Source organism: Bacillus sonorensis NBRC 101234 = KCTC 13918 (assembly GCF_001592005.1).
In the GTDB taxonomy this organism is placed as follows: domain Bacteria; phylum Bacillota; class Bacilli; order Bacillales; family Bacillaceae; genus Bacillus; species Bacillus sonorensis.
This window is the reverse complement of sequence record NZ_BCVZ01000001.1, coordinates 106678-132455: the sequence shown is the minus strand read 5'-3', so window position 1 is coordinate 132455 and position 25778 is coordinate 106678. Positions and strand designations below refer to the sequence as shown.

29 protein-coding genes and 1 pseudogene are annotated in these 25778 nt (G+C 45.1%); 17 read left to right on the top strand and 13 right to left on the bottom strand.

What is annotated here, in order from left to right; all coding sequences use genetic code 11:
- Positions 1-24: 24 nt before the first annotated feature.
- On the top strand, positions 25-249 hold the full coding sequence (locus tag BTR1S_RS00630) for an MbtH family protein (protein ID WP_006639379.1): 225 nt from the start codon (positions 25-27) through the stop codon (positions 247-249).
- Positions 246-1688: an MDR family MFS transporter gene (locus BTR1S_RS00625; RefSeq protein ID WP_029419623.1), complete on the top strand. Its 1443-nt coding sequence runs from the start codon at positions 246-248 to the stop codon at positions 1686-1688. Before BTR1S_RS00630 ends, BTR1S_RS00625 begins: the two co-directional genes overlap by 4 nt.
- A gap of 66 nt (positions 1689-1754) precedes the next feature.
- On the opposite strand, the gene cls is transcribed toward BTR1S_RS00625, so the two are convergent.
- Positions 1755-3203, bottom strand: coding sequence for a cardiolipin synthase (gene cls / locus BTR1S_RS00620; RefSeq protein WP_029419622.1), 1449 nt, complete (start codon positions 3201-3203; stop codon positions 1755-1757).
- Between the two features lie 250 nt (positions 3204-3453).
- On the opposite strand from cls, the gene BTR1S_RS00615 reads away from it, so the two are divergent.
- Positions 3454-3897 carry a YwnF family protein gene (locus BTR1S_RS00615; protein ID WP_006639376.1) on the top strand — a complete coding sequence of 148 codons (444 nt, stop codon included), beginning with the start codon at positions 3454-3456 and terminating at the stop codon, positions 3895-3897.
- Positions 3898-3932: 35 nt separating this feature from the next.
- On the opposite strand, the gene BTR1S_RS00610 is transcribed toward BTR1S_RS00615, so the two are convergent.
- Positions 3933-4439: a GNAT family N-acetyltransferase gene (locus tag BTR1S_RS00610; RefSeq protein WP_029419621.1), complete on the bottom strand. Its 507-nt coding sequence runs from the start codon at positions 4437-4439 to the stop codon at positions 3933-3935.
- Positions 4440-4641: 202 nt separating this feature from the next.
- Between BTR1S_RS00610 and spoIIQ the strand changes: the two genes are divergently transcribed.
- From spoIIQ to BTR1S_RS00595, 3 genes are all read left to right on the top strand, one after another.
- Positions 4642-5514 (top strand): stage II sporulation protein SpoIIQ, encoded by an 873-nt coding sequence (gene spoIIQ / locus BTR1S_RS00605; RefSeq protein ID WP_029419620.1) that lies wholly within the window; start codon positions 4642-4644, stop codon positions 5512-5514.
- 132 nt (positions 5515-5646) lie between these two features.
- Complete coding sequence (locus BTR1S_RS00600) at positions 5647-6255, top strand: sigma-70 family RNA polymerase sigma factor (RefSeq protein ID WP_029419619.1); 609 nt, start codon at positions 5647-5649, stop codon at positions 6253-6255.
- Positions 6256-6268: 13 nt separating this feature from the next.
- On the top strand, positions 6269-6841 hold the full coding sequence (locus tag BTR1S_RS00595) for an ATP-dependent Clp protease proteolytic subunit (RefSeq protein ID WP_006639372.1): 573 nt from the start codon (positions 6269-6271) through the stop codon (positions 6839-6841).
- Positions 6842-7309: 468 nt separating this feature from the next.
- Here BTR1S_RS00595 and BTR1S_RS23530 read toward each other — a convergent pair.
- The 4 genes and pseudogenes from BTR1S_RS23530 to BTR1S_RS00575 all read right to left on the bottom strand — a co-directional run bounded on the left by BTR1S_RS23530 (position 7310) and on the right by BTR1S_RS00575 (position 11098).
- A pseudogene (locus BTR1S_RS23530) lies at positions 7310-7704 on the bottom strand (hypothetical protein).
- Positions 7705-8062: 358 nt separating this feature from the next.
- Positions 8063-8413 (bottom strand): P-II family nitrogen regulator, encoded by a 351-nt coding sequence (locus BTR1S_RS00585; protein WP_006639371.1) that lies wholly within the window; start codon positions 8411-8413, stop codon positions 8063-8065.
- Between the two features lie 18 nt (positions 8414-8431).
- A complete protein-coding gene (locus tag BTR1S_RS00580) occupies positions 8432-9643 on the bottom strand; it encodes an ammonium transporter (RefSeq protein ID WP_029419618.1) in 1212 nt (403 codons plus the stop codon).
- 156 nt (positions 9644-9799) lie between these two features.
- A complete protein-coding gene (locus tag BTR1S_RS00575) occupies positions 9800-11098 on the bottom strand; it encodes a hemolysin family protein (RefSeq protein WP_029419617.1) in 1299 nt (432 codons plus the stop codon).
- A 168-nt stretch (positions 11099-11266) separates the two neighbouring features.
- Here BTR1S_RS00575 and BTR1S_RS00570 point away from each other — a divergent pair, with 168 nt between their 5' ends.
- Entirely contained in the window at positions 11267-12223 is a 957-nt protein-coding gene (locus BTR1S_RS00570; protein ID WP_029419616.1) for a magnesium transporter CorA family protein, read from the top strand.
- A 62-nt stretch (positions 12224-12285) separates the two neighbouring features.
- A complete protein-coding gene (locus tag BTR1S_RS00565; RefSeq protein ID WP_029419615.1) occupies positions 12286-12696 on the top strand; it encodes a CBS domain-containing protein in 411 nt (136 codons plus the stop codon).
- Between the two features lie 120 nt (positions 12697-12816).
- Here BTR1S_RS00565 and BTR1S_RS00560 read toward each other — a convergent pair whose 3' ends face one another.
- From BTR1S_RS00560 to BTR1S_RS00550, 3 genes are all read right to left on the bottom strand, one after another.
- Positions 12817-13764, bottom strand: coding sequence for an SDR family NAD(P)-dependent oxidoreductase (locus BTR1S_RS00560; RefSeq protein ID WP_006639366.1), 948 nt, complete (start codon positions 13762-13764; stop codon positions 12817-12819).
- 79 nt (positions 13765-13843) lie between these two features.
- On the bottom strand, positions 13844-14359 hold the full coding sequence (locus BTR1S_RS00555) for a TetR/AcrR family transcriptional regulator (protein WP_029419614.1): 516 nt from the start codon (positions 14357-14359) through the stop codon (positions 13844-13846).
- A gap of 195 nt (positions 14360-14554) precedes the next feature.
- Positions 14555-15280, bottom strand: a complete 726-nt coding sequence (locus BTR1S_RS00550; protein ID WP_006639364.1) for a YqjF family protein — start codon at positions 15278-15280, stop codon at positions 14555-14557.
- 160 nt (positions 15281-15440) lie between these two features.
- Here BTR1S_RS00550 and BTR1S_RS00545 point away from each other — a divergent pair, with 160 nt between their 5' ends.
- Both BTR1S_RS00545 and BTR1S_RS00540 read left to right on the top strand, forming a co-directional pair.
- Complete coding sequence (locus BTR1S_RS00545; protein WP_029419613.1) at positions 15441-16268, top strand: manganese catalase; 828 nt, start codon at positions 15441-15443, stop codon at positions 16266-16268.
- A 165-nt stretch (positions 16269-16433) separates the two neighbouring features.
- Positions 16434-17363: a manganese-dependent inorganic pyrophosphatase gene (locus BTR1S_RS00540; RefSeq protein ID WP_006639362.1), complete on the top strand. Its 930-nt coding sequence runs from the start codon at positions 16434-16436 to the stop codon at positions 17361-17363.
- Between the two features lie 53 nt (positions 17364-17416).
- Here BTR1S_RS00540 and BTR1S_RS00535 read toward each other — a convergent pair whose 3' ends face one another.
- From BTR1S_RS00535 to BTR1S_RS00525, 3 genes are all read right to left on the bottom strand, one after another.
- Entirely contained in the window at positions 17417-17989 is a 573-nt protein-coding gene (locus BTR1S_RS00535; protein WP_006639361.1) for an undecaprenyl-diphosphatase, read from the bottom strand.
- A gap of 136 nt (positions 17990-18125) precedes the next feature.
- The gene (locus BTR1S_RS00530) at positions 18126-19319 is read right to left on the bottom strand and encodes an MFS transporter (RefSeq protein WP_029419612.1); all 1194 of its coding nucleotides are present in this window, start codon (positions 19317-19319) and stop codon (positions 18126-18128) included.
- A 3-nt stretch (positions 19320-19322) separates the two neighbouring features.
- Positions 19323-19751, bottom strand: a complete 429-nt coding sequence (locus BTR1S_RS00525; RefSeq protein WP_006639359.1) for a MarR family winged helix-turn-helix transcriptional regulator — start codon at positions 19749-19751, stop codon at positions 19323-19325.
- Between the two features lie 337 nt (positions 19752-20088).
- Between BTR1S_RS00525 and spoIIID the strand changes: the two genes are divergently transcribed.
- The 6 genes from spoIIID to mscL all read left to right on the top strand — a co-directional run bounded on the left by spoIIID (position 20089) and on the right by mscL (position 24624).
- Entirely contained in the window at positions 20089-20364 is a 276-nt protein-coding gene (spoIIID, locus tag BTR1S_RS00520; RefSeq protein ID WP_006639358.1) for a sporulation transcriptional regulator SpoIIID, read from the top strand.
- A gap of 197 nt (positions 20365-20561) precedes the next feature.
- Complete coding sequence (gene mbl / locus BTR1S_RS00515; protein WP_006639357.1) at positions 20562-21563, top strand: cell shape-determining protein Mbl; 1002 nt, start codon at positions 20562-20564, stop codon at positions 21561-21563.
- A 204-nt stretch (positions 21564-21767) separates the two neighbouring features.
- Complete coding sequence (locus BTR1S_RS00510; protein WP_006639356.1) at positions 21768-22607, top strand: flagellar hook-basal body protein; 840 nt, start codon at positions 21768-21770, stop codon at positions 22605-22607.
- Positions 22608-22668: 61 nt separating this feature from the next.
- Entirely contained in the window at positions 22669-23493 is an 825-nt protein-coding gene (locus BTR1S_RS00505; RefSeq protein ID WP_029419611.1) for a flagellar hook-basal body protein, read from the top strand.
- A 233-nt stretch (positions 23494-23726) separates the two neighbouring features.
- A complete protein-coding gene (gene fabZ / locus BTR1S_RS00500; protein WP_006639354.1) occupies positions 23727-24161 on the top strand; it encodes a 3-hydroxyacyl-ACP dehydratase FabZ in 435 nt (144 codons plus the stop codon).
- A 73-nt stretch (positions 24162-24234) separates the two neighbouring features.
- Positions 24235-24624, top strand: coding sequence for a large conductance mechanosensitive channel protein MscL (mscL, locus tag BTR1S_RS00495; protein WP_006639353.1), 390 nt, complete (start codon positions 24235-24237; stop codon positions 24622-24624).
- A gap of 41 nt (positions 24625-24665) precedes the next feature.
- On the opposite strand, the gene BTR1S_RS00490 is transcribed toward mscL, so the two are convergent.
- Positions 24666-25079 carry a YwpF-like family protein gene (locus BTR1S_RS00490; RefSeq protein ID WP_006639352.1) on the bottom strand — a complete coding sequence of 138 codons (414 nt, stop codon included), beginning with the start codon at positions 25077-25079 and terminating at the stop codon, positions 24666-24668.
- 271 nt (positions 25080-25350) lie between these two features.
- On the opposite strand from BTR1S_RS00490, the gene ssb reads away from it, so the two are divergent.
- Positions 25351-25692, top strand: coding sequence for a single-stranded DNA-binding protein (gene ssb, locus BTR1S_RS00485; protein ID WP_006639351.1), 342 nt, complete (start codon positions 25351-25353; stop codon positions 25690-25692).
- Positions 25693-25778: the final 86 nt, after the last annotated feature.

Here is a 25778-nt window from a genome sequence, read left to right as displayed (position 1 = left end):
TAAAGAAAGAAGGGGGAGAGAATGATGACGAATCCTTTTGAAAATGAAGACGGCACATATGTTGTCCTGATGAATAGCGAAGGCCAGTATTCGCTCTGGCCGGCTTTTATTGATGTGCCGTCCGGCTGGGCCGCTGTCTTTGGTGAAGCAAATCGAAGCGATTGTGTTGAATATATCAGCTCAAATTGGAGCGATCTTCGTCCGAACAGCCTGAAGCCAGCACTCGGGGTTCACGGCGGTGAAGACTGAATATGAGGCCGTTCAAGCAAAGGACGGTTGTCAGTGTCGTATATGTCACAGCGATGTTTATGGCGGCGATGGACGCGAGCGTCGTCAACATGGCGCTGCCGACAATCATAAAGGAGTTTCAGACGTCCCCGTCGGCCGCCGGCATCGTCAATATCGGATACTTGGTCAGTCTCGCCGTATGCCTGCCGATTGCCGGATGGCTTGGCGACCGCTGGGGTACAAAGCGGATCTTTCTGATAGCGCTCGGGATGTTTACAGCTGCATCTGCATTGTGCGGACTAGCCGGAGATCTCAATGGATTAAATCTGTTCCGCGTCATCCAGGGTGCCGGCGGGGGACTGATTACGCCGGTGGGAATGGCGATTTTGTTCAGGACGTTTCCTCCGCATGAACGGCCAAAAATTTCACGTGTTCTTGTTCTTCCGGTTGCCGTGGCTCCCGCGCTCGGGCCGATCATCAGCGGATTTCTTACCGATCAGTTGTCATGGCGCTGGATTTTCTACATTAATATTCCGATTGGATTGATCATTCTGCTGTTCGGTCTGTTCTTCCTTGATGAGGATATTCAATCAGGAGCAGGGGCATTTGATCTGCCCGGCTTTCTTCTCTCAGCACCGGGAGTGGCGCTGGCGGTTTTTGCGCTCAATCAGGGACCGGTGAACGGATTCGGTTCGCCAGGTGTACTTGCAGCCGGAATCGGCGGACTTGTTCTTTTGACCATCCTCGTTTTTGTCGAGCTTCATGTCAAAGATCCGCTGCTTAATCTGCGTTTGCTGGCCGATCGGGTTTTCGGAACGATGAGCTTCATATCGCTGTTCTCTGCAGCCGGATTGCTGGGCATGCTGTACGTATTTCCGCTGATGTACCAGGAAGTGCTGAATCACTCAGCTCTCGATACAGCCCTGATTACGTTTCCGGAAGCATTGGGGCTGATGCTTGCTTCTCAGCTGATGCCCCGCCTTTTTGCAAAACTTGGTCTGCGCCGGCTGATCTCCGCCGCATTGTTGTGTGGGGCTGTGATGTTTGCTCTGCTTAGCTTGACAGGACCCGGGGCAAACCCATGGTTTCTGAGAGGGCTGCTATTTTTGGCGGGTTTTTTCTTGGGACAGGCGGTCGGCGCGGTTCAGATCGCTTCTTTTGCCAACATCTCTTCAGCTTCAATGGGGCGGGCAACGACCTTGTTTCATGTACAGAATCGGCTCGGTTCTGCTTTAGGCGTCGCTGTCATGTCCTGCCTTCTCGCGGTCATGAGTCAACATACGGAAGACCTGCAGCCGGATCTTAGCGCTTACCGGATGGCTTTGCTCGGTGCGGCGGGATTCCTTGCGGCTGCTTTATGTTTCGCGCTTCGTATCCGTGATGCTGATGCTGCTCCCGGCATGGGTACGCATTCCCGATCAGAAACACGGAAGGCACGAGCGGAGGGGAGCGGGCGATAGAAAAATCCCCCTGGGAGGTACCAGGGGGATTCAATTTGCCGATAAACAGGCCGCGAATTCGCTCCGCTATAAAATCGGGGACAGGAGAATCGAAATCGATTCCTTGAACCGGACGCTTCTGCTTCGGTTTTGATATTCTTCATAGGTCAATTCTTTCGATACCTTCAGATCTTTTTCAAATGACAGGACAAGGCTTTTTGCAATTTCCTCATCATATAAAAAGGCATTGACTTCAAAATTCAGCTTGAAGCTGCGCATATCGATATTCGCCGTTCCGACTGAAGCGATTTCCTCATCTACAACGATTGTTTTCGCATGAATAAAGCCGTTATCATAAATGAACACAGAGGCGCCGGCTTTGAGAAGCTCGCCGATATAAGAAAGAGTCGCCCAATAGACGAAAGGATGGTCAGGCTTGTTCGGAATCATAATTCTGACGTCAACGCCGGACAGGCAGGCGATTCTGAGAGCGTCAAGGAGGCTTGCGTCAGGGATGAAATACGGCGTTTGAATCAGAATGGACCGCTTGGCAGTCGAAATCATTTTAATATAGCCGTTTTTGATCTGCTCCCATTCCGAATCGGGACCGCTTGTGACAATCTGCATGCCGATGTTTCCGTGAGATCCGCACTCAGGGAAATGGTTGGACTTGTATGTAATGTCATGGTGATGAGAGGCCTGATTCCAGTCAAGGATAAAACGCGTTTGAATGGAGTGGACGGCGGTTCCCTTGATTCTAAGGTGCGTATCCCGCCAATAGCCGAACGCGGGATTCAAACCGAGGTACTCGTCTCCGACATTAAATCCTCCTACATATCCGATGATCCCGTCGATGATGACAAGCTTGCGGTGATTTCGATAGTTCATGCGCAGGTTGATAAACTTAAATCGGGAAGGAAAAAAGACTTCAACATATCCTCCCGCCTTTTTCAGTTCTTTAAAAAAGGTTTTCCGCAAACTTCGTGAACCCAATTCATCATAAAGTACACGGACTTCCACGCCTTCTTTCGCTTTTTTGATAAGCGCGTCCCGCAGCTTCTTACCGATTTCATCGCCTTTATAAATGTAATATTGCAAATGAATATGATCCTTGGCGTTTTCGATGTCACGGAGAAGCCGGTCGAACTTCTGGCGTCCGTCCGTCAACAGCTCAACGGCATTATCTTCTGTAAACACGGCATGGTTATTAATAATGTGCATATAAATTAAATCTTTGCTGTCTGCCGTCGCTTTATTTCGGAATTGGAATTCGCGGTCTTTCAATTTGGCGAGCTGCTGCTCCAATATTTTCTCAATCCCGATCTTTTTCTGATCCTCCCAGTGAAAGAGGTGTTTTCGTTTTAAACTATGTCCGAACAACAGATAAAGAATAAAACCTAAAAGCGGGATAAAAAAGAGAACCAGGAGCCAAGCCCAGGAGGCGCTTGCATCGCGGCGTTCCCTAAAGATCACAACGATAGCCAAAAGGGTGTTTAAAACCAATGCAAAACCGAGAAATATCGATGTGATACTAATGTTTTTAATAATATCCATGTTGAACCTCGCAAGACGGATTTGTTTTGATACATTCCATTTATATCAGTTACTTATCATTCAAGCAACTATGTCATGTTATACGAGAAAAAAGCAGGAAGGTTCCTTTAAAAGAAAGATTTAAGGCAAAAAACTGTAAAACATATTAGAACTAAGTTACGATATAAATATAAAAAACGCGATTTCATGTTGGAAACAGGATCTCTTTTATTGAAAGCAGGAGGGATTTTTTATGGATCTTGACACATTTAACCAAATGCCCGCCTTTATGAGAAGGGAGATGGAAAACCTGAAACAGGTAGCTGCCCCGATCTTAAAGAAAAGAATGATCTTTCTATTTATAGCGGTTCCGGTGCTGCTTGTCTCATTGGTTTACCTATCATCTTTCTGGGGACATATGTCTTTCGGTATGGACACGTTCATCAAAATGGGCATCGCCGCTTTAGGCGCCGCCTTTGGAATGGCCCTGTTCAGGGAGTCATCCTACCAAAAGCGCAATGTTCAGCAAAAGGTGTTTCAGTATATTCTCGATCGGATGCAAAAAAGCGAAGTCCTGTCTGAAGAGCGGAAAAACCGCTATGTCAGGGCGGTGAAAGAACAGCCGTTTACCGTCATGAGCAATTTCATGGAGTTTTTGCATGAAGAAGAAAACAGAAGGCAGCGCCTGGCTGAATAACAATGAAAAGAGCTGACGGACAGCTCTTTTTTTCGTCAGAATGTTTCGCCTTCTTTTAATTCTTTCCCCAGTATTTTCAGATCATAGCGATGTCCGTCCATCTCGGCAATCCCCGGAAAATGCCCCCATTCAGAAAAACCGAATTTTTGAAAAAGCCTGATGCTCGGTTCATTATGTGCGAAAATAAACGCCATCAATGAACGGATTCCTAGGCCGGACGCCGCGTTGAGCGCTTTTTTTAAAACGGCCGAGCCCGCACCTTTTCCGCGATGCGCTTTATGAAGATAGATGCTGACCTCCGCGGTTTTGGCATATGCGGGTCTGCCGTAAAATGATTCGAAACTGATCCAGCCGATGCATTCCTGCGCTTCATTCTCCACGATGTAAAGCGGCCTTGATTCAGTATGATGCAAAAACCAGTCCAGCTTGTCTTCTGCTGTTACAGGTTCTGTATCAGCCGTGACCATCCGTGAAGAAATGGTGGAATTATAGATATCGACGACTGTCTGCAGATCGTCTTGTTTGGCGATGCGCAATTTCATGATCTTATTCTGTCCTTTCCTGTTCGATTTTATCGGTGCAAAAAAAAGCTGCTGCCGTTGTTTTTTCGGCAATCATGCATGCTTTATTCCGCTTTTTTACATATTTGTGGGCTAGTCTGCAAAAACTAATGAGAAAAAAAGTTTTTTGCAAATGTATATATTTTCTGAAAAGTGTTCAGAATGTTGCTGAGGTGATGAAAGAATGAAAGAGGAAGAAAAGAATCGTACTTCCAAAATCACAAAGCTGCAAAAGTTTTTCCGCAGACGCTGGGTATTTCCCGCCATCTATCTGATCAGTGCGGTCGTTGTTTTAACTGCTGTTCTTTGGTATCAATCAGCATCTAATCACGATGTGAAAGACAAGCTTGCACAAGATGGCAAGAAATCAGCCTATGATAACCGTGATGACGCGGTAGAAGTAGGCAAACCAGTCGAAAATGTTGCAATGCCGGTTGTTGATTCAGAGAATGTTTCCGTCGTGAAAAAATTCTTTGAAACAAACGCATCTAAAGAAGAGAAAGAAGCAGCACTTGTAAACTATGATAACACGTATAGCATGAGCAAAGGTATCGACTTGGCAGAGAAAGACGGAAAAACATTCGATGTTTCCGCATCTCTCAGCGGTACGGTGATCAAGGCTGCAAAAGACCCTGTGTTAGGCTATGTTGTTGAAATCGAGCATGAAGACGGTTTATCAACCGTGTATCAATCTCTGTCTGAAGTGAGCGTCAAACAAGGCGACAAAATCGAGCAAAACCAAGTCATCGGCAAAGCAGGCAAAAACCTTTACAATGAAGAAAGCGGAAATCACGTGCATTTTGAAATCCGCAAAGACGGAGTGGCTTTGAATCCGTTGAACTTCATGGACAAGCCGGTGTCAACCATTGAAAAAGCAATGGAAAAACAGGCTTCTGAACAAGCAAAAGAACCTGCTCCGCCTTCTGATGAGGAAAAACCGAAAACAGAAGACAAACAAGACGGCACTGGTACTGACGGTAAAACAAAAACGGAAGATTCTTCTGATGATTCCGGCGCTCAGGACAAGGGCCAGACCAAAGATTCAAAACAGCCGTAACACATACTGTTTACGCCTATCATTTAAGATAGGCGTTTTTTTGTTACAATTTTTTTAAATACCCGTATCCATTCAGGGGGGAAATCCGTTTATTAAAGTAAGAGGCCTCTTTTAAGGAGTGTGAATTCATTCATGAATGAATTAAAGCAGAAAGCGTTGATGAAATACTGCATGATGATCACCGGTGATAAATGGGACGCAGAGGATTTGGCTCAGGATACAATCCTGAAATTAATGGAAATCAAACAAGCAGACGCCTCGCCCGCTTATCAAAAAACGGTTGCGAAGCATAAATGGATTGACCAGCTTCGAAAAAGAAAACGCGAATGTTTTCTTTCGGAATGGCATCAGGAGAGGGAGCAGTCAGAAAGCATGAAAGCGGCGGATGAATTTGAGCATGTGGTCAAAAAACTGGCGGGTGCGCTGACACCGAAGCAGCTGACGATCTTTTTGCTCAAGGATGTGTTTGCTTATCAGCTGCACGAAATCGCTGAGATGCTCGACAAACCGGAATCATCCGTCAAATCGCTGTTATTCAGGTCGCGCCAGCGCATCAAAACCCTTTCCCGGGATTTTCTCCAACAGGAGGCGGCCGGGGAGAGTGACCCGGAACATGGCAGGCTGCTGATTGATGCGATTTTATTTCATAATCCGGATTACCTGCTTGAATATGCGAGACAGACGTGGCTTTCCAATGCTTCGCAGCCGTCCTGCATAAGCATGATGAGGTGTGCTGCCTAAGGAGGCAAAAGGCATGAACACCATTCCGTATGTCATAGAAAAAACAGCGGCGGGAGAAAGGTCTTACGACATTTTTTCAAGGCTCTTGAAAGACCGCATCATTATGATCGGCTCGGAATTTACGGACGATCTGGCCAATCGGGTTACCGCCCAATTGCTGTTTTTGTCAGCGGAGGATGACGAAAAGGATATTTCGATTTATATCAACAGCCCCGGCGGTTCTACGTCAGCCGGATATGCGATTTTAGATACGATGGAATATGTGAAACCGGATATCCGCACGATCTGCGTCGGGATGGCGGCGTCAATGGGGGCGATCCTTCTTGCGGGCGGAACAAAAGGAAAACGGTATGCTCTCAAAAACAGCGAAATCATGATCCATCAGCCGCTCGGCGGCGTCAAAGGCCAGGCGACAGACATGGAGATTTCCGCGAGGCGGATCATCAAGCTAAAGGAAAAAATACAGCACTTTTTCCATGAACGGACGGGGCAGCCGCTTGAAAAACTAAAAATAGACATGGAACGCGACTATTTTATGGATGCCGGGGAAGCGAAGACATACGGCATCGTTGATGACATTTTGTGAAAAATACTCTATAGACTAAAAGCCTTATGTATTCAAAAGGTTTTGAGGCTGACCTCAATGGTAGCTGTATATTATTGAAATCATTTGAAATCCCCCTAATTTGTTTAAACCGTGGGCATTCATTATTAAACAAAAAGGGGGATTTCGTGATTGTTGTAGCGGCCATGGCTTTTGTAAAGGATTAAAGATTGGTATTCGATTAGCCAACAGTTCATGGCTCCATGCGTTTTTTTGATGGTATGCTAATCGTATTCACATCAATCAAAATCTAAGAGATTTACAGCTTTATTAGCATTCTGGGGAGAAGATAACTGCTGAACGATTTCTATCCGCTAAGAAAACTAAAAAAATGAAAGAGGAAGAAAGATAAAAAGTCCCGGTATTTTGTAATAAAATGTTTTTTTTGAAAATTTCAGATGAAATCAAAAGCTGAGCCTTTATGATTTTAATCTGTTCATACCATTAATTTTAATGTTGAACAGTAATATAATGTTGCAGCTTTCCATGCCAATCTTTATATCCCCAGCTCTGTGCTGCAATCCCATCATACTTGCCTGCCGGAATATTTTTTGTTGAAAAGACTGCCCTGAAATTGCGTGTACTCATCTTATGATCTGCTTCTATCATTTTCACTGGGGCTGTTCGGCCTTTTTATACAGCAATACTGTATAACCAATGTCATTATCCTCACGCAAGGTGCCTGTTACGACAATAGAAATAGCGTGCTTTGAATATGTATTAGCATCTGTTTTAAATTTAATTGCTCCTTTTGAATGCATAGCAAATGCTTCTGAACTGCCAGTGAAGCATACAACTAGCAAAAGAGCAGCTGTAAATAGTGAGATTGCAATTTTTTTCTGCATTATTAATTTATTTTCTGGGGTTATATTGTAAAAATAATGATTTCTGGAGAATTTTAATTATAGACATGTTGCAAAGTAATTAAAATTTAAGTTCGAAGGGCTATGGAAGAACATTTTGCTCTGGAATCGTGCTGTTCAATATCATCTTAGTAAGCGAATACCCGGTCAACATAATCGCAAGGCGCGAGGAAACACTTGGAAATGATTTTTATAGAGTATAAAGGAAGAAGCTGCTCAACCTTTTTTCGAAATATGTTCCAATAAAATTATCCTCAATCCCTAATCATTCAAGTTGTTATGTTTGCCACTCTAAACAAAAAACAGCTCCCCGCATTTCTGCGCCGGGAGCTTCAATTATTTATAAAGCGTCAGGGCCTTCTTCGCCCGTACGGATGTTGATGGTGTTTTGAATTTCGTAAATAAAGATTTTGCCGTCTCCGGGTTCTCCGGTTTTGAGCACTTTTTGGGCCGTCTCAGCCACCTTTTCAACAGGGACCTTGCTGACGACGATTTCAACTTTTAAGCGCTCATATACATTGCTTTCCCGCTTTACCCCGCGGTAAAGCTCTGTATGTCCTTTTTGCAGGCCGCATCCGTGTACATTGTAAAATGTAATGGATGTGACACCGATTTTCGCCAGCTCGGTTTTCAGCTTTTCAAAGTTTGTAGGACGCGTTACAATTTCAACCTTATACATTTGACCGCTCATTCCCTCACTCCCTGACCATTAATCTTGATACGCTTTTTCGCCGTGCATCGTAAGGTCGAGCCCGAGAGACTCTTCCTCTTCGGTTGCACGGAGCTTAAAGAAGATGCTGACTACCTTTATAATAGCGTAAGTGACCACTGCGACAAACAAATATGTTGCACAAATGGCAATCAGCTGTTTCCCAAGCAGGCTGATGTCTCCATAGAAAAGGCCGTCGGCTCCGTTGGAATTAACAGATGTTGTGGCAAACAGGCCTGTCGCAATGCCTCCCCATGTACCACCGATGCCGTGAAGACCGAAGGCATCAAGCGCGTCATCATAGCCGAATGTCTTCTTGAGGGAGAACACGCCCCAAAAGCAGACGGCGCCTCCGATAAATCCGATCAAAATCGAAGCGAACGGAGTGACGAAGCCTGCGGCGGGTGTAATGGCTACAAGCCCGGCGATGGCTCCGGAGACCGCTCCGAGCATTGTCGGCTTTTTATTGATCAGCCATTCGACCAACAGCCAGCCGACCACTCCGGCAGCAGCGGCCGTATTGGTGTTGATAAAAGCGGTCATCGCCACTTCATCAAGCGTCAGGGCGCTTCCGACGTTAAACCCGAACCATCCGAACCAGATCAGCGCTGCACCCAGCAATGTCAAAAGCAGATTGTGGGGAGCCGTGTTGCTGATGTTTTTCCGTTTGCCGAGAACAACTGCAACAACAAGACCGGCCACACCTGATGAAATATGGACGACGTTTCCTCCCGCGAAATCAAGAGCCCCGAGCTCGGCAAGCCAGCCGCCGCCCCATACCCAGTGGGCGACGGGAGAGTAGACAAGCACGACCCACAAGACTGAAAACAGAATGAATGCCGGAAAACGCATGCGTTCAGCAAAGCTTCCTGAAATAATCGCAGTCGTCAGTACTGCGAACGTCAATTGGAACATCATATAAAGTGTATGCGGAATCGTCTCTGTATAATCGGAATTCGGCTCAAATCCCACTCCGTGCAGCCCGGCCCAGTCCAAGCCTCCGATCAGGGGATTCCCCGGTGCAAAAGCAAGAGAATACCCGAACAGAATCCATATGACTGATACGATTGCGATTGATGACACGCTGTGCATCACTGTGCTCAGTACGTTTTTGCTTCTGACCAATCCCCCGTAAAATAAAGCGATGCCCGGCGTCATCAGCCACACGAGCAGAGCGCAAAAGAACATAAATACTGTATCCCCCATCTGCATGTCACATTCCTCCGTCGTAAAAATGATGTTTTTCTTTCAGTATAGTGATAAAAGTACGATATCACGATGAACATGTAAGGTTTCCTAACATGGTTTTTTGGGAGAAAAGCAGCAGGAGGGGGGTAGGGGCGGCCGAAATCAGCGCCGCAAGCCGGATTAATCGGCTTTTGTTACTTCGATCAACATGATCCGGTGGCTGTCCATTTCTTTCACCTTAAAATTGTAGCCGTCACATTGTATTTCGGTTCCCGGCCTGCTGTCGACATTTTGGGTCAGAAACCAGCCGCCGATCGTATCGATTTCCTCCTCTGACAAATGAATTCCAAGCAGATCGTTGACATCGCTGACAAGCACTTTGGCGTTCAGAAGATAATGGTCTTCATCCAGTTTCCGTATATCGGGAATTTCCTCATCATCAAATTCATCGCGAATATCGCCGACGATTTCCTCGACAATGTCTTCAACTGTCACCAGGCCGGAGGTTCCCCCGTACTCATCGACGAGGATCGCCATATGGGTCCGTTCTTTCTGCATTTTGACGAACAGCTGGTATACGGGAATGGTTTCGATCACACGAATGACGGGGTGGATAAATGATGCAAACTGTTTTGTTTCAAAGGAAGCATCGCCCGCAAGCTCAGCGAGCAGCAATTCTTTCACATTGATCATCCCGATGATGTGGTCCTTGTCTTCCTGCATCACCGGAAAACGGGTATGCTTCGTTTTTTTAATGAGCTGTTTCGCTTTTTCGATGCCGTCATCAAGGGATAAGGCGGTCATTTCATTGCGAGGAACCATGATTTCCTTCGCCATTCGTTCATCGAATTTGAAAATGTTGTTCACATATTTTAATTCGTTTTGATTGATCTCTCCGCTTTGATAGCTCTCAGACAAAAGGGTTCTCAGCTCTTCTTCCGTATAGGCCAATTCCTGTCCCGATGCCGGCTTCAGTCCGAATAGACCCGTGATGATGCGGGCTGAATGATTGAGCAGCCATATAAAAGGAAACATGATTCTGTAAAACCAGATCATCGGCTGTGCAAAAAGCAGTGTAATATTCTCCGATTTCTGGATGGCGAAGGTTTTAGGCGCCAATTCGCCGATGACTACGTTCAAATAGGTGACGATCAAAAACGCGGCCAAAAATGTCATGATATGTGTCACCGGTTCATCCAGCCCGAATTTTGCAAAAAAGGGGTGAAGCAGACTTTGCATCGTCGGTTCACCGAGCCAGCCAAGACCAAGCGCTGTCACCGTTATCCCAAGCTGACAGGCCGATAAATATTCATCAAGATGCGAGGTGACTTCCTTTGCAGCCAGCGCGCCCCTTTTTTTCTCTATGATCAATTGGTCGATTTTTGTTCTTCTTACTTTTACGATGGCGAATTCAACCGCTACGAAAAAACCCGTCAGCGCAATTAAAATCGCCACTGCGGTCAGTTTTAGGAAATCCAATGCCCGGCCTTCCGAAAAAAGAAGGCGCACACCTCCTTTTCTTAATCGGTATCATATTGGCTTCATACCACCTGCATATGCCGCGCAAACATCAGGTTTATTTATCAGAACCGCGGGCAAAGAACAATAAGGCGGTATGAACAGGATGAACAGGAGGCTTTGAGAATAATGAAGATTTTTTATGGAAAGGGCTGGAATTGGCATCAGCTTGGCCCTCAGGAAAAAACAAAAGCGCTTGAGCTGATTCAAACCCATCATTGGCCGGAATGCCAAAAATGGTTTCTGGGCGTTCCTTCAGAGAACATAAATTGTCTTGAGATCAATGTCGCATCCAATGAATGCGAGGCGCTGTACGGCTCCCTTATTTATCAGCAGGATGCAGAAGAAGAACATAATCGTTCCGTTTTCCACTTTTATTTAACGAAAGACTGTCTTTTTACATTGAACTTCGATCTTTCTGTTTTTGAAGGTGTTCATCCAAAACAGGTGGAGCATCAGCTCAACAGGTGCAAAGATGCGCCTGAAGCGTTTTTGGTGCTGGTGGGAGAGCTGGTCAATGCCTATTTCGTCGAACTTGAGCAATTTGAAAACAACCTTCGAACATTAAAATGGAAATTTCATCATGATAATAATAAAAGCATCATTGAGGCCATTCACAAACTCCGGCATGAGCTGCTGATCATGAAAAGCCTTGTCATGACGATGAAAAAACTGGCGATGGCTGTTAAAGAAGCATTTGTATCGAAACATTTTGATGGGATCGAGCAGTGCCGGACGCTTTATAAAATCGATAGAGTCATAACGCTTATCAAAGATTATGCCAATGATATCAATTATCTGCTCCATTCCGAGGAAGTGGTGACATCGCACAGGGGAAATGAAATTTTTAAAGCCTTGACCATTTTCACGACGTTATTTACGCCTGTGACCGCTTTCGGCGCGCTTTGGGGAATGAACTTTAAGTATATGCCTGAGCTGTCTTTCAAATACGGCTATTTGTATTCGCTAGTCCTGATCGGCTTTTCGACGGTGATGGTGTATCTGTATTTGAAAAAGAAAGGCTGGACGGGTGATTTATTGAAAGATAAAAAGAAATATATGAAAAGAAAGAGCTCTTTTAAATAGGTTTAGAGGCCGGTTTTTTCGGAAAAGCACATACTAAACCAATGATAAAGGAGGAATCCCGCATGAAACTGAGAGACTTGATGACCAAAAATGCCGAGTGCTGCGAGCCTTCAGCAGCGATTACAGAAATTGCAGGCAAAATGCGCGATCAAAATGTCGGCTCCATCCCTGTTTGTGAGAATGAAACATTGGTAGGAATCGTATCGGACCGCGATATTGTCGTCAGATGTGTGGCGGAAAATGCCATTGATGTCGCCGCCCGGGATATCATGAGCACCGAATTGGTGACGGGCGATCCCGGTATGTCGGCTGAAGAAGCCGGCGATCTGATGGCCAATTATCAAATTCGCAGGCTGCCGGTTGTGGAAAATGAACGTTTAGTCGGAATTGTTGCTTTGGGGGATCTTTCCGTAACGAATGCTGCAGATCAAAAAGCCGGAGAGGCGTTAAGCGAAATTTCAAAACCGGCCTAGGCTGAAAGGAAGAGCGTTTTTGCTCTTCCTTTTTTGGAATTGCCGGCCGATTTAATTTTTGTTAGTGATTAATCAATAACCAATTATCAATTTTAAGGAGAGCATCATCCTCTGCTTGTTCTATTTTTTCATGAGGAAGTGTAATGTTTCCTTTAACCCTTGTTGATAAGATGTGGCGGGAATCTTTCCTATTCGTTTTTCATATTTTTCTCCGCTTAGAACAAATGCTTCTTCTGTAAGATACATGATTTCCACTACTTCCTTCATAATCGGATCAAACAACCCGCTTATACGAATGGCGGTTTTATTTAATGGAATCACTAATTTTGAATGTCCGGTAATGTCGCGTACAATTTTTATGATGTCTTTTCCTGAAATTAAGCCGGCGCCGGGAATGTTCCAATTTTCTCCGTAAGAATCGTCTTTGTTTGCAATTTCCACAATCATCTTAGCGGCGTCTGGTAAGTAAACATATTCGCGAGGCGTTTTTAGATTTCCAATAAAAACAGACACTTTATTTGCTGCCATTCCGGTTAATGTAGGGTGTAAATAAGAGTTTTGCGAAGTTTTTCCGTAATAATCCGGCAGCCTGACAATTAAAGGTTTTGCATATGTCCATCTCTTATTAAAGATTAAATTTTCAAAATCTACCCTGATCCTTCCCTTTTTTGTATGAGGTTGTTTCGGATGATTTTCATCTCCCTTAGCTACTTGGCGACCGTAAACATATATTCCGTCTACAATCACTATTTTCTTACCTAAAATATTTGCCGCCTTCATTACACTCTCTCCAAGAAGAAGGAGTTTCTCTGCCATTTCATGATATTGAACATTGGCACATTGGAATATGACATCTGCATCTTTTGCTGCTTCTACGATGGTCTTGTAATCAAAGACGTCACCTAGCTTATAAGTTAATAGCGCTGTAGAGTGATGTTCTTTCATTAATTGTTTCAATTTCTTTTCGGAACGTCCGAAGGCGATTACCTGTTTATTTCTGGATAGTAATTCTGACACAATTGCCTGCCCCGTGCCCCCCGTTGCTCCTAAAACGATTGCTTTTTCCATTTTATTTTCCTCCTTATTGTTGTAGTTATTGATTGATCAATAACTAACGCGGGAATAAAAACCGAAATAAATCGGTTATCTACTTTGTTTCATTATGGATCATCTCCGGTAAATCTAAAAAATAAGAAATGTTGCAAAGTATTCCCCTAGCTAAGAAGGTTGTTACTTCCTCCTCTGCATTCGGGACATTCGCTGATTGGAATCTTTCCAAAGTATAGCTTCTAATACGGGATAAACCCGCTTTTGTACAATTTCTTATTGATTCTTCTGTCACTGAAAGTCCTATTACCTGCAAGGCGATTTCATGAGGATGTGATACAGACAGCTCTTCATATGCCTCGATCATTTTTGCAACGATTTGCTCGGGACGGGCTTCTACATTTTTAAATGTTTGGAGTATCCTGTCAAAAGCTCTGTCTAGAGCTGCAACAAACAATTCTTCTTTCGTTTTGAAAAATTTAAATATATAGGGCTGAGAAATGCCGGCTTTTTCTGCAATTAATGCTGTAGTGGTATTATAATATCCTTTTTCTGAAAACACCTCTATTCCAGCTTCAAGAATCTCTTCCCTTCGATTCTCCTTTCTCTGCTTCATGATGTGCCACCTCCTTATATTTGTTATTGATTGATCAATTACTAAGATGATAGCATACTTCCATTTCACATTCAAGCAGGGAATCTGAAATGGAAATGTGTTGGGATGTTGCAGTCTTTTGTTGAGCGTATATTTCACAATAGACAGAGCCATATCTTTTCATCATTTCCTTTGGCGCTAGTTCCGGTCATTCGATCACCGGGCCTGTTGCAGCGGCCAAAATAAGACGTGCTGTTTTTTGGCGTAATGAAGAAGAGGGGCGGTATCCGGCAGAGAGAGACCGCTTGCTGCGGCTGCCTGGTTTTGGTGGAAATCTGCTTCCGCCTGTTGCAGCGGCCATTGGGAATGATGGATGTCTTCATAGTACACCCGGCCGTTGTGTACGGTATACAACCGATATCTTTCCGTCAGCCAATGGTCGAGTGTTCCTTTCTGTGCGGTGAAGGGGTCTGACAGCGGTCTATAGCGTGCACGGAAATCCGCGTCTGAACCATATCTTCTGCTGGTGAACTGCACGTGGTTTTCTTCTCTGGAAAAGTCCATGTCGGCATGAAAATACGGCAAATGGAAAAAAGTCCTGGCGCTTAAAACGGCTAAACGTGAAGCGGCGTCAAGACTGAAAAAATAAATTCCCGGTATGCCCCGGTATGTGACATATGTTCGGACATTCAGTTCCGGAAATCTGCTGATAAAAGGCAGAGGCGGCAAAAAACGCGGCCGAAGATTCGTCAGCAGAAAAGGAAGGATGCTGATCCAGGCTTTCCCGCTACATGTCTCCAGTTCCAGAGCCGCCGGAATGATGCCGCGAAGGGATTGAGGTTCAACCGCCCAATGGGCGAACAATACATCGTTCCACGTTTGGGTCATCATCCAGGGGCCTTTTGGAAGCGGAAACGGCCGGTGAGACGTGTTCATTATCATGGGAGATGTCCTCCTTAAGACTGGCTCTTTTTGGTTTATTATATTTAAAATGTTCAAATGTAAACAATCGAAGCAGCACATTGCAGCATATTCAGCTGTTTTGCCTTCTCCTCTCGCGGGTAGATAAAAACAGTTACAAAAAAGCGGAGGAGTGATTGGCTTGTTCAAACATTCGAAAGTGCTTCAATATCCGGCAAAGCCTGAAAGACCTGATCCGCTGTTCGCCAAGAAAATGCAGGAGATTCTCGGCGGGCAGTACGGGGAGATTTCTGTGGCGGTGCAATACCTGTTCCAGGGCTGGAACACGAGAGGGAACGAAACATACAAAGATCTGCTTATGGATACGGCAGCTGAAGAAATCGGCCATGTGGAAATGATCGCGACGATGATTGCGCGACTGTTGGAAGATGCTCCTGTCTATGAACAGGAAAAAGCGGCTGAAGACCCTGTGATCGGTTCCATCATGGGAGGGATGAACCCGCACCATGCGATCGTTTCCGGACTTGGCGCAATGCCGGAAAACAGCACCGGTGTTCCGTGGAATGCGGGATATATCGTAGCCAGCGGGAATCTCCTCGCCGACATGCGCGCAAACGTCAATGCGGAATCACAAGGCAGGCTGCAGGTGGCCAGACTTTATGAAATGACGGATGATAAAGGCGTAAAGGACATGCTCGGCTTCCTTTTGGCGAGGGATACGATGCATCAAAACCAGTGGATCGCGGCCATCAAGGATTTGGAAGAGAAAGAGGGCGTCATCGTCCCGAGCACCGTTCCGAAAGAGTACGAAAAGGAAGAGTTTTCCCATACGTTATACAACTTTTCAGAAGGGGAGGAAAGCGCCCGGCTGGATTGGCTGAAAGAAGTTGCGCCTGACGGGGCGGCGTTCAACTATGAGAACGGCCCGGTCGCATATGGAGAAAAACCGGTCTTAAAGCCGGCTCCAAAACAAAGCCACAATACGCTTCCTGATGTTCAGAGAACATGACTATGCAGATCAATCTGTAAGCCAGATGAAAAAGAGCTGAAGGGCTCTTTTTTCTTTTTCATACATACAAATTTCTTCATAAATATTATAAAATAAGTGACAGGTTTGCAGATTTTTTTATTGTCAGGTAAGCTTACTATAAAAAAACAAGTAAGGAGTCAGATCATGAGTAAAGTACTTATTTTTGGCCACAAAAACCCGGATACGGATACGATTTGTTCAGCGATTGCATATGCAGAATTGAAAAATAAGCTCGGCATGGAAGCAGAGCCCGTCCGCTTAGGCGAAATAAACGGCGAAACCCAGTATGCGCTTGACCAATTTAAAGCAGAGGTTCCCCGCCTTGTTGAGACAGTTGCCAATGAAACGGACAGCGTCATCTTGGTTGACCATAATGAGCGCCAGCAGAGCGTCGATGATTTGGATCAAGTGCGCGTGCTTGAAGTCATTGACCACCATCGGATCGCCAATTTCGAAACAAGCGATCCATTGTACTATCGCGCAGAGCCTGTGGGATGCACGGCGACGATTTTAAACAAGCTTTATAAAGAAAACGGGGTCGACATTAAAAAAGAAACCGCCGGATTGATGCTGTCAGCGATCATCTCGGATTCCCTTCTATTTAAGTCGCCGACTTGCACGGAAGAAGATGTAAAGGCTGCGAAAGAACTGGCTGAAATCGCAGGGGTTGACGCCGAAAGCTACGGTTTGGACATGCTGAAAGCAGGCGCCGATCTAAGTGCAAAAACGATTCCTCAGCTTCTTTCGCTTGATGCCAAAGAATTTACAATGGGCAGCCGTAAAGTCGAGATTGCCCAGGTGAATACAGTCGACACGAACGATGTCCTTTCCCGCAAAGAGGAAGTGGATGCCGAACTTTCAAAAGTCGTTGCTGAAAAAGGCTTGGATTTATTTGTATTTGTCGTCACAGACATTTTAACGAACGATTCGGTCGTCGTAGCATCAGGACAGGCTGCAAAAGCGGTCGAACAAGCGTTTAACGTCACATTGGCAGACAACACAGCGACATTAAAAGGCGTAGTTTCCCGTAAAAAACAAATTGTGCCGCCATTAACAGAAGCATTAAAAGGGTAATGAAAAAACCCGAACACCGGATGCCAGCCATCCTCTGTTCGGGTTTTTGCTTTTTATCTGAATATCTTTCTTTTCAACTGCTGCAAGATCGAATCGTAGAGGGAAATGATCCAGTTGAAAATAGGAGTCAAGTATTTGGAAAATCTAAGTACAATGAGTGACACCAAAACAGAAACAAGGATGCTTCCCAGCACATCAACAGGGTAATGGTGTCCGACCCAGATGCGGGAGAATCCCGTCAACAATCCAAAGGCGATCATCAAGCTTCCGAGCCTGCGGTGGCAGAGCCAGAATGCGATGGAAATAGCCAGAGCCCCCGTTGTATGGTCGCTTGGGAATGAGGCATCAGCGGCATGGTGAATCAATACATCGACATGGTGGGCGACGAAAGGACGCGGCTCGTAGTAAATCAAGGTAATCAGATAATTGGCCGCCAAGCCCAAAATGCCTGTGAAGCCTGCCTGAAGAACGCTTTTTTTGTAGGAAGAGCCGCCGAACAGCCAGATCGCGAGCAGCATCAGCGCATACAGGTAAATCGCTTTTTCCGTTACGAAAATCATGAAGCTGTCAAGAATATTGCTGTGGTGTGATAGACTGTGGATTGCGTTAAATAATTCGTAGTTCACAAAATCACCTTTCAGTATTTTAATAGAATCTTATTTTATCAGACAGTTAGGGGACGTTATGACGTTCAAAAAGGTTTCAATTGAAGTCAAACAAAAAAGCCGGGCACATGTTTTGCCCGGGAAGATGATGAAGCGGTTAATCCGCTATTGATATATTTTGTTCTTCTTTTAAGAGGGCAGATTTTTGGCTCCACGTATACAGGAAAAGGTTGATGAGAACAAAAATTCCCGTGAACAAATAAATATTGGAAAAGCCGGTTTGTGAGACGACCAGCCCGAATACAAAGGATCCGACTGCGATCCCTGAATCGAAAAGGGTAAAATAAGTGGCTGTCGCATAGCCGCTGCGGTGCTTGGGCGAAGCCTGGATCGCAAGCGTCTGCAGGCAGGGGGTAATGGAACCATAGCCCATGCCGATGACAGCTCCTGAAAGTAAAAGCATCCCGCTGCTGTTCGTAAAGGCAAGCAAGCAAAGCCCGATGCTGAAAATGATAATAGACGGATAAATGACGACCCCGGGGCCGACCTTGTCGTATAGTTTTCCGGTGAACGGCCGTGTCACCATCATGGCCACCGCGAAAACGATAAAGAAATAGCTGCTTGTTTCAATCAGGCCGAGAGACTTTGCATACACCGAAATAAACGAAATGACGCTGGAATAGCAAAAAGAAAAAAACAATCCGACCGTGGCGATCCGCAGTGCGCCTTTTTCAAACATGTTGGAAAAAGACAATTTGAATACGGCGGAAGTCCTGTCATTCCCCTTCGGAATTCGAACCAGCGCGGTACAGAGGATTCCGATGGTCACGACTCCTGAAAACAAAGCGAACAGTGCGGTAAAACTGATGTTATCAAGCAGATTCAAAGCGATAAACGGCCCGATGACAACAGCCAGGTTCATAGACATGGCAAAATAGCCGAGTCCTTCGCCACGGCGCGCCGCGGGAATCAAATCTGCTGCGATTGCGCTCGTTACCGTCGTGATGATGCTGAACCAAATCCCCTGGAAAAAGCGAAGTCCCAATAATACGTAAATATCTTGAATGACGATGTAAAGGAAAGACGACAACGTAAATAAGATCACGCTCAAAAGCGCCATTCTTTTTTTCCCGAACCGTTCGATAACCGCGCCGGAAAACGGCCTTGCGAAGATAGCAGAAAGCATGAACCCGCTGATCAAAAGCCCTCCCTGGGATTCGGAGCCTCCCAGCTCCTGCATCGTATAGACGGGTAAAACTGTTAAAAAGGCATAGAAATATACAAAAATAAACAAATTAATCAAAACAACCATGATAAAATCTCTCGTCCAAATAGGCTCGGATTGTTTCATAGGCTACATCTCCTTCTCGTTGTCTGTAAGCAGCTGTTGTAATAATCGGTGGAACATTTTTTTATCTTTCTCATCGAAACTTGATAGCACTTCCTCTTCGAATTCTTTCATTTTCAACTGAATGTCATCATATTTCAGCACGGCTGCATCCGTCATTTTGACGACTTTTTCCCTCTTGTCTTCGCCTTGTATTCTTTGCACCCACCCGTTTTTCTCAAGGCGGTTGATCGTCCGCGTCACAGTTGGAGCCTCAACATGCAAATACGTCCAAATGTCTTTTTGAGTCATCGGGCCGTACGTGTGAAGGCAGTACAGGATTGACCATTGGGCGCCAAAAAGTCCGAAGGCTTCAAGCTGTTCATTCGTTTTTTTGGAAAGCTTCCGCGCGCTTTGGTTCATGAGGTGAATGAGTGTCCGATTGATGTGTTCCATAAAAAAGCCCCTTCTTAAATATTTACCTAGGTAAATAATAAACTTTATTCATTTTACTGGATGTCCTACACCCTGTAAAGCAGAAAATTTTGAAGCCCGAAATAAAAATGCCTGATAAACCCCTTGTCCTCCCTGAGTTTTTAGCATAATCCCATTTCAATGCTAATACACTGATACAAACCTAACAAAGAGAGTGTTTGAGGTGAGGGATCGTGGGAGTATTTCAAAATTCTACTTGGAAAAGCATAAAACGAAGAAGCTGTATAAATAGTGATTTCTTTCAGTATACGGATCTCATTTCACACTTCTCACATCCATTTTAGGGAGGTCGAGTGGTGTGCACGATTACATCAAAGAGCGAACAATCAAGATAGGGAAGTACATCGTGGAGACGAAAAAAACGGTTCGTGTGATCGCGAAGGAGTTTGGTGTTTCCAAAAGTACCGTACACAAGGATTTGACAGAACGGCTGCCTGAAATTAACCCTGATTTAGCCAATGAAGTAAAAGAAATTCTTGATTATCATAAATCGATCAGACATTTGCGAGGCGGGGAAGCGACAAAACTAAAATATAAGAAAGAGGAAATTCTTGAAAGGGAGCCTGTTCAATAGGGAAGAATGGATCAGTAATAAACGCCGATTTTCGTCATTTCCCGATATCCTCCATCTGTTTGTCGATAAAAAGCCACAAAAAAATTGTGAAGAACTTTCACAAGTACGCTTTTTTTTCTAATTTTTATGATAAAATATATAATTAGGGCAGAATGTGGACATTGCTGTGAAACAGATTTCGAGGAGGATATAGATAGATGTTTGCAAGGGATATTGGAATTGACCTTGGTACAGCGAACGTGCTGATCCATGTGAAAGGAAAAGGGATTGTCTTAAACGAGCCTTCAGTTGTCGCTCTCGATAAAAACACTGGGAAAGTGCTTGCTGTCGGGGAAGAAGCAAGGAGAATGGTAGGACGTACACCTGGGAATATTGTTGCGATACGTCCATTAAAAGACGGCGTTATTGCAGACTTTGAAGTAACAGAAGCCATGCTGAAGCATTTCATTAACAAATTGAATGTGAAAGGTTTATTTTCAAAACCGCGCATGCTCATTTGCTGCCCTACAAATATTACATCTGTAGAGCAGAAAGCCATTAAAGAAGCTGCTGAAAAAAGCGGCGGAAAGCATGTATATCTTGAGGAAGAGCCTAAGGTAGCCGCAATCGGCGCAGGAATGGACATTTTTCAGCCTAGCGGAAACATGGTAGTGGATATCGGCGGTGGAACGACGGATATCGCAGTCATCTCTATGGGCGATATTGTCACCGCCTCTTCTATTAAAATGGCTGGGGACAAGTTTGATCTGGAAATTCTGAATTACATCAAACGTGAGTACAAGCTGTTAATAGGTGAACGGACAGCAGAAGACATCAAGATCAAAGTCGCAACTGTTTTCCCAGACGCACGTCATGAGGAAATCTCCATTCGCGGACGTGACATGGTCACAGGGTTGCCGAGAACGATTACGGTAACGAGCAAAGAGGTGGAAGAAGCGCTTCGCGAATCGGTGTCCGTTATCGTACAGGCTGCCAAACAAGTGCTTGAAAGAACGCCGCCTGAGCTTTCAGCCGACATCATCGACAGAGGCGTGATCATTACTGGAGGCGGCGCGTTGCTGAACGGCCTCGACCAGCTTCTTGCAGAAGAGCTGAAGGTGCCTGTGCTTGTTGCCGAAAATCCAATGGATTGTGTCGCTGTCGGAACCGGCGTCATGCTGGATAACATGGACAAGCTTCCGAAACGCAAATTAAGCTGATTATAAAACCTCATTCTTTTCAGGATGAGGTTTTTTTATTGGAAAAGCTTAAAAGCAGCCGCCAAACAGCCGATACAAAGAGTGGTATCCTTGAATGTTATTATAGAACAAATGTTCCTGGTTTGCAAATGAAGATCATTACAAGCCTAAAACCGAAAGAGAACCCGCTTTATAGAAGGTATTTACCATATATGAGGTGAAACGATGTTAAAAGGACTTTATACAGCAGCGTCAGCAATGATCACCCAGCAGCGTCGCACGGAAATGCTGACGAATAATATTGCAAATGCAAATACACCGGGATATAAAGAAGATCAAGGTTCAATCCGCTCGTTTCCCGAAATGCTCCTGAGCCGGATTGAGTCCGATTCTTTTCAGACAGGCAGCGGTTCCCGCTCATTTTCGAAGCAAACCCCGATCGGCTCTTTAAATACGGGAGTTTACATGCAGGAGCTCAAGCCCCTTTTTTCGCAAGGCGATCTGCAGAGCACGAATGAGCCGACAGATATTGCGATCAGTGAAAAAGAGGTCCCCGTTAATGAACAGACCAAGGATAAGGCGGCGCTGTTCTATGCTGTCAGACTGGGGAGCGGAGATATCCGCTACTCAAGAAGCAGCCGTTTTTCATTAAATGAAAACAATGAACTGACAATCAACGGAAATGTCGTTCTTTCGACAGCCGGCCGGCCGATTGCCGTGGAAAGCGGGAACTTTAAAGTGGAAGAGGATGGAACCGTGACAGAAAACGGCAGGAACCTCGGAGCAATCGACGTTCGCATCGCGCTTGATACAAGGAATTTGGCAAGGGAAGGAAACGACCTGTACCGGACTGAAAATGGACAGGAGCTGCCGAGCGCAGCCGCGAATCCCGCCGTCAATTATTCGCTCAAACAGGGGATGTCAGAGCGCTCAAATGTTGATGTGACGAGAGACTACACGGAAATGACGACTGCCTACCGCTCGTTCGAAGCCAATCAAAAAGTTCTTCAGGCTTATGATAAAAGCATGGACAAAGCGGCGAACGAAATTGGAAAAATTGTATAAATAAGCTTCGGCACTTTCCGGCGAAGATCGCAATCAACGTAAATGGAGGATGTTGGAAGACATGCTAAGATCCATGATAACAGCTTCAAACACGATGAATGAACTGCAAAAACAGATGAATAATATCAGCCATAACCTTGCCAATCTTGACACGGCGGGATATAAAGCGAAAAATACAAGCTTTTCAGAGCTCGTAAGGCAGCAGATTGAACAAGTAAACGAGAAGAACAATGAAGTGGCCCAAAGCAGAAAGACGCCGCCCGGCCTCCGGCTCGGCGTCGGCGCCGTCATGACCGAAAAGCTGACACACAGCCAGGGAAGCGTAAAGGAGACCGGCCGGAAGCTGGATATCGCCTTGACCTCCCCTTACCAATACTTCCAGGTCGATGTCGATGGCGAAGTTCAATATACGAGAGACGGAACATTTGAATTGACTCCTGCGGCAGGAAACGCCAATCAGCTGCAGCTGGCCACGAAGGATGGCCACCCCGTCCTTGATGAGAACGGAAATGCAATCCGTTTTGACAGGCGCTATCAAAATTTCCAAGTCGATAAAAACGGAACCATTACCGTTTCATCAGGCCAAGGCGGAGCGTCTTTGAGGTTTAATTTAGGCATCGTCCGGGCTGTAAAGCCGCAGGCTCTGATAGAGGAAGGCAGCAACCTCTTTTCTGTTGACGATAACTTAAAAGCAACGGCTCTCATCAATTTAACAGGAGCCGGAAGGCAGGATATCTCCATGAAGCAGGGCTTCCTTGAAGCGTCAAACGTTGACGTGTCAAAGGAAATGACAGACCTTATCGCTTCACAGCGGTCTTACCAGATGAATTCGCGGGCGGTTACGATGGGGGATCAAATGATGGGGCTGATCAATTCGGTGCGCTAGCACAATAAAAAAGGAGCTGGACCCAATCAGCATTGGGGAATCAGCTCCTTTTTTACTGCGGACATTCAGGCCTAAAAAGGATGGACTGAATCGTTCCGGTGTATGGACAGCCGGGGAATTCGCTTAACTATTGTTGAAAAAGATGACGTTTCATAATATACTTCCAGATGTACAGAATTAGGCACCGAATGATTGTTCTTTACATATTTTCCAAAAAAGGAGATGCCAAGTCAATGCTTGATGCCCAACAAATCAAAGAAATTATTCCCCACCGTTACCCCTTTTTGCTCATTGACCGAGTGACGGAGGTAGAAGAAGGCAAGCGGGCTGCGGGTTATAAAAATGTTACAGTAAATGAAGAATTTTTTAACGGCCATTTTCCAAACTACCCGGTCATGCCGGGTGTGTTAATTGTGGAAGCACTGGCGCAAATCGGAGCGGTGGCCCTGTTGATGAAAGAAGAAAACCGCGGAAGACTCGCGTTTTTTGCAGGAATTGACAGCTGTCGCTTCAAAAGGCAGGTCAAGCCGGGAGACCAATTGCATCTTGAGCTTGAAGTCATCCGTTTCCGCGGCTCAATCGGCAAAGGAAAAGGAGTCGCCAAAGTAGACGGTGAAATCGTTTGTGAAGCCGAGCTGATGTTTTCGCTCGGAGAAAAACAGGAATAATCGGAACAGATGGGTTTTGCATGAACCCATTTGTTTTTTTATGATGTATGAATCACGGAAAGGGGACCCTTGTATGTGGAAAGATTTTAAAAACTTTGCGATTCAGGGAAATGTAATCGATCTCGCCATCGGGGTGATCATTGGCGGCGCTTTTGGAAAAATCGTGACCTCGCTCGTCAATGACATTATTCTGCCCGTCTTTGGCCTTTTGCTGGGGGGACTGGATTTTTCAGCACTCTCTTTCACATTCGGCGATGCCGTCATCAAGTACGGGATGTTCATTCAGACGATCGTAAACTTCTTCATCATTTCATTTTCGATTTTTATTTTTATCCGGTATCTGTCCAAGCTGAAGAAAAAGAAAGACATTCTGGAGGAGGAAGAAGAAGCCGGTCCCGATCCTCAGGAAGAACTCCTCAGAGAAATCCGCGACTTGCTAAAGGAGCGTACGAAACATTCTTAACAGTAAACAAAAAGGCTGCCGCTTTTATAGGACAGCCTTTTTTATATATTTTGCTTAAATGCTTCAAGAAGCCGATCTCCGGTATACCCTTCTTTTATCAATCCCTCTAAAATCTTGTCGGAATCCCTTCCGAACTTGGACCTCACCATTTTGCCGTCCAGTAAAACCGAGACATGCTCTCCGAGAACCGTGATGTTTTTGACCTTTGCCAGCAGCTGTGCGGGCCGGTTGCTTTTTTTGGTAATCGTAACGTATGTTTTGACTTCTTTGCCTTCCTGCAAAAGGTATTCAAAAAAATATCGATACTCCTTAGAGACAAGCCCTTCGACCATCCAGTGGTTTTCTCCGTCTTCCTTGTTGATGATCAGGCCGTCGATCAGAGGGAACTCCTCAAGCCGTTTTGCCGTGTCATCCTGACGGACGATTTTCAAATCAATAAGCCTAAAGGTTTTCATTGCTATCACCCCACAAGCTTTCATAGTTGTATAACCATTATAGCATATTCAGTCTGAGAGCTCGTAAACGTGTATGTTTTATATACCAGCACTTTTTTGAAAAATACATATTTCCAAATCAAAAAGAAAAGATGTTTATTATTAATGGTAATAAAAGCAATAAAATATAATGGAAACTGAATTTCTCAGGAACAATTTCCTTTTATCCATATTTTGCTTGCAGGGATTTCTCTTGTAAACTGGGGATACCGCTGATGAAGGGAGGGACGGAATGTTTAATCAGATCATGCTGGTCGGGCGTTTAACGAAGGACCCGGAGCTGCGGTATACATCTGACGGTGTCCCTGTTGCAAATATTACTTTGGCTGTCAGCAGGCATTTCAAAAATGCCGCAGGCAAAATTGAAACGGACTTTGTCAATTGCACATTGTGGCGAAAAACGGCTGAAAATACGGCTGACTATTGCAGCAAAGGCTCTATTGTCGGCTTGAACGGCAGAATTCAAACACGCCATTATGTGAATTCAGAAGGGAAACGCATCTTTCTAACAGAAGTCGTCGCCCGCTCCGCTCATTTTTTGGGCGGAAAAACCCGCGAAACCGCAGAGATCTAGACCATGAACGATTTTCCTCTCAAACTCCTTTCCTATAGAAAATCAATGAATTCTCCCTATTTCTCCTCTCTTGTACCCGGTTTTTA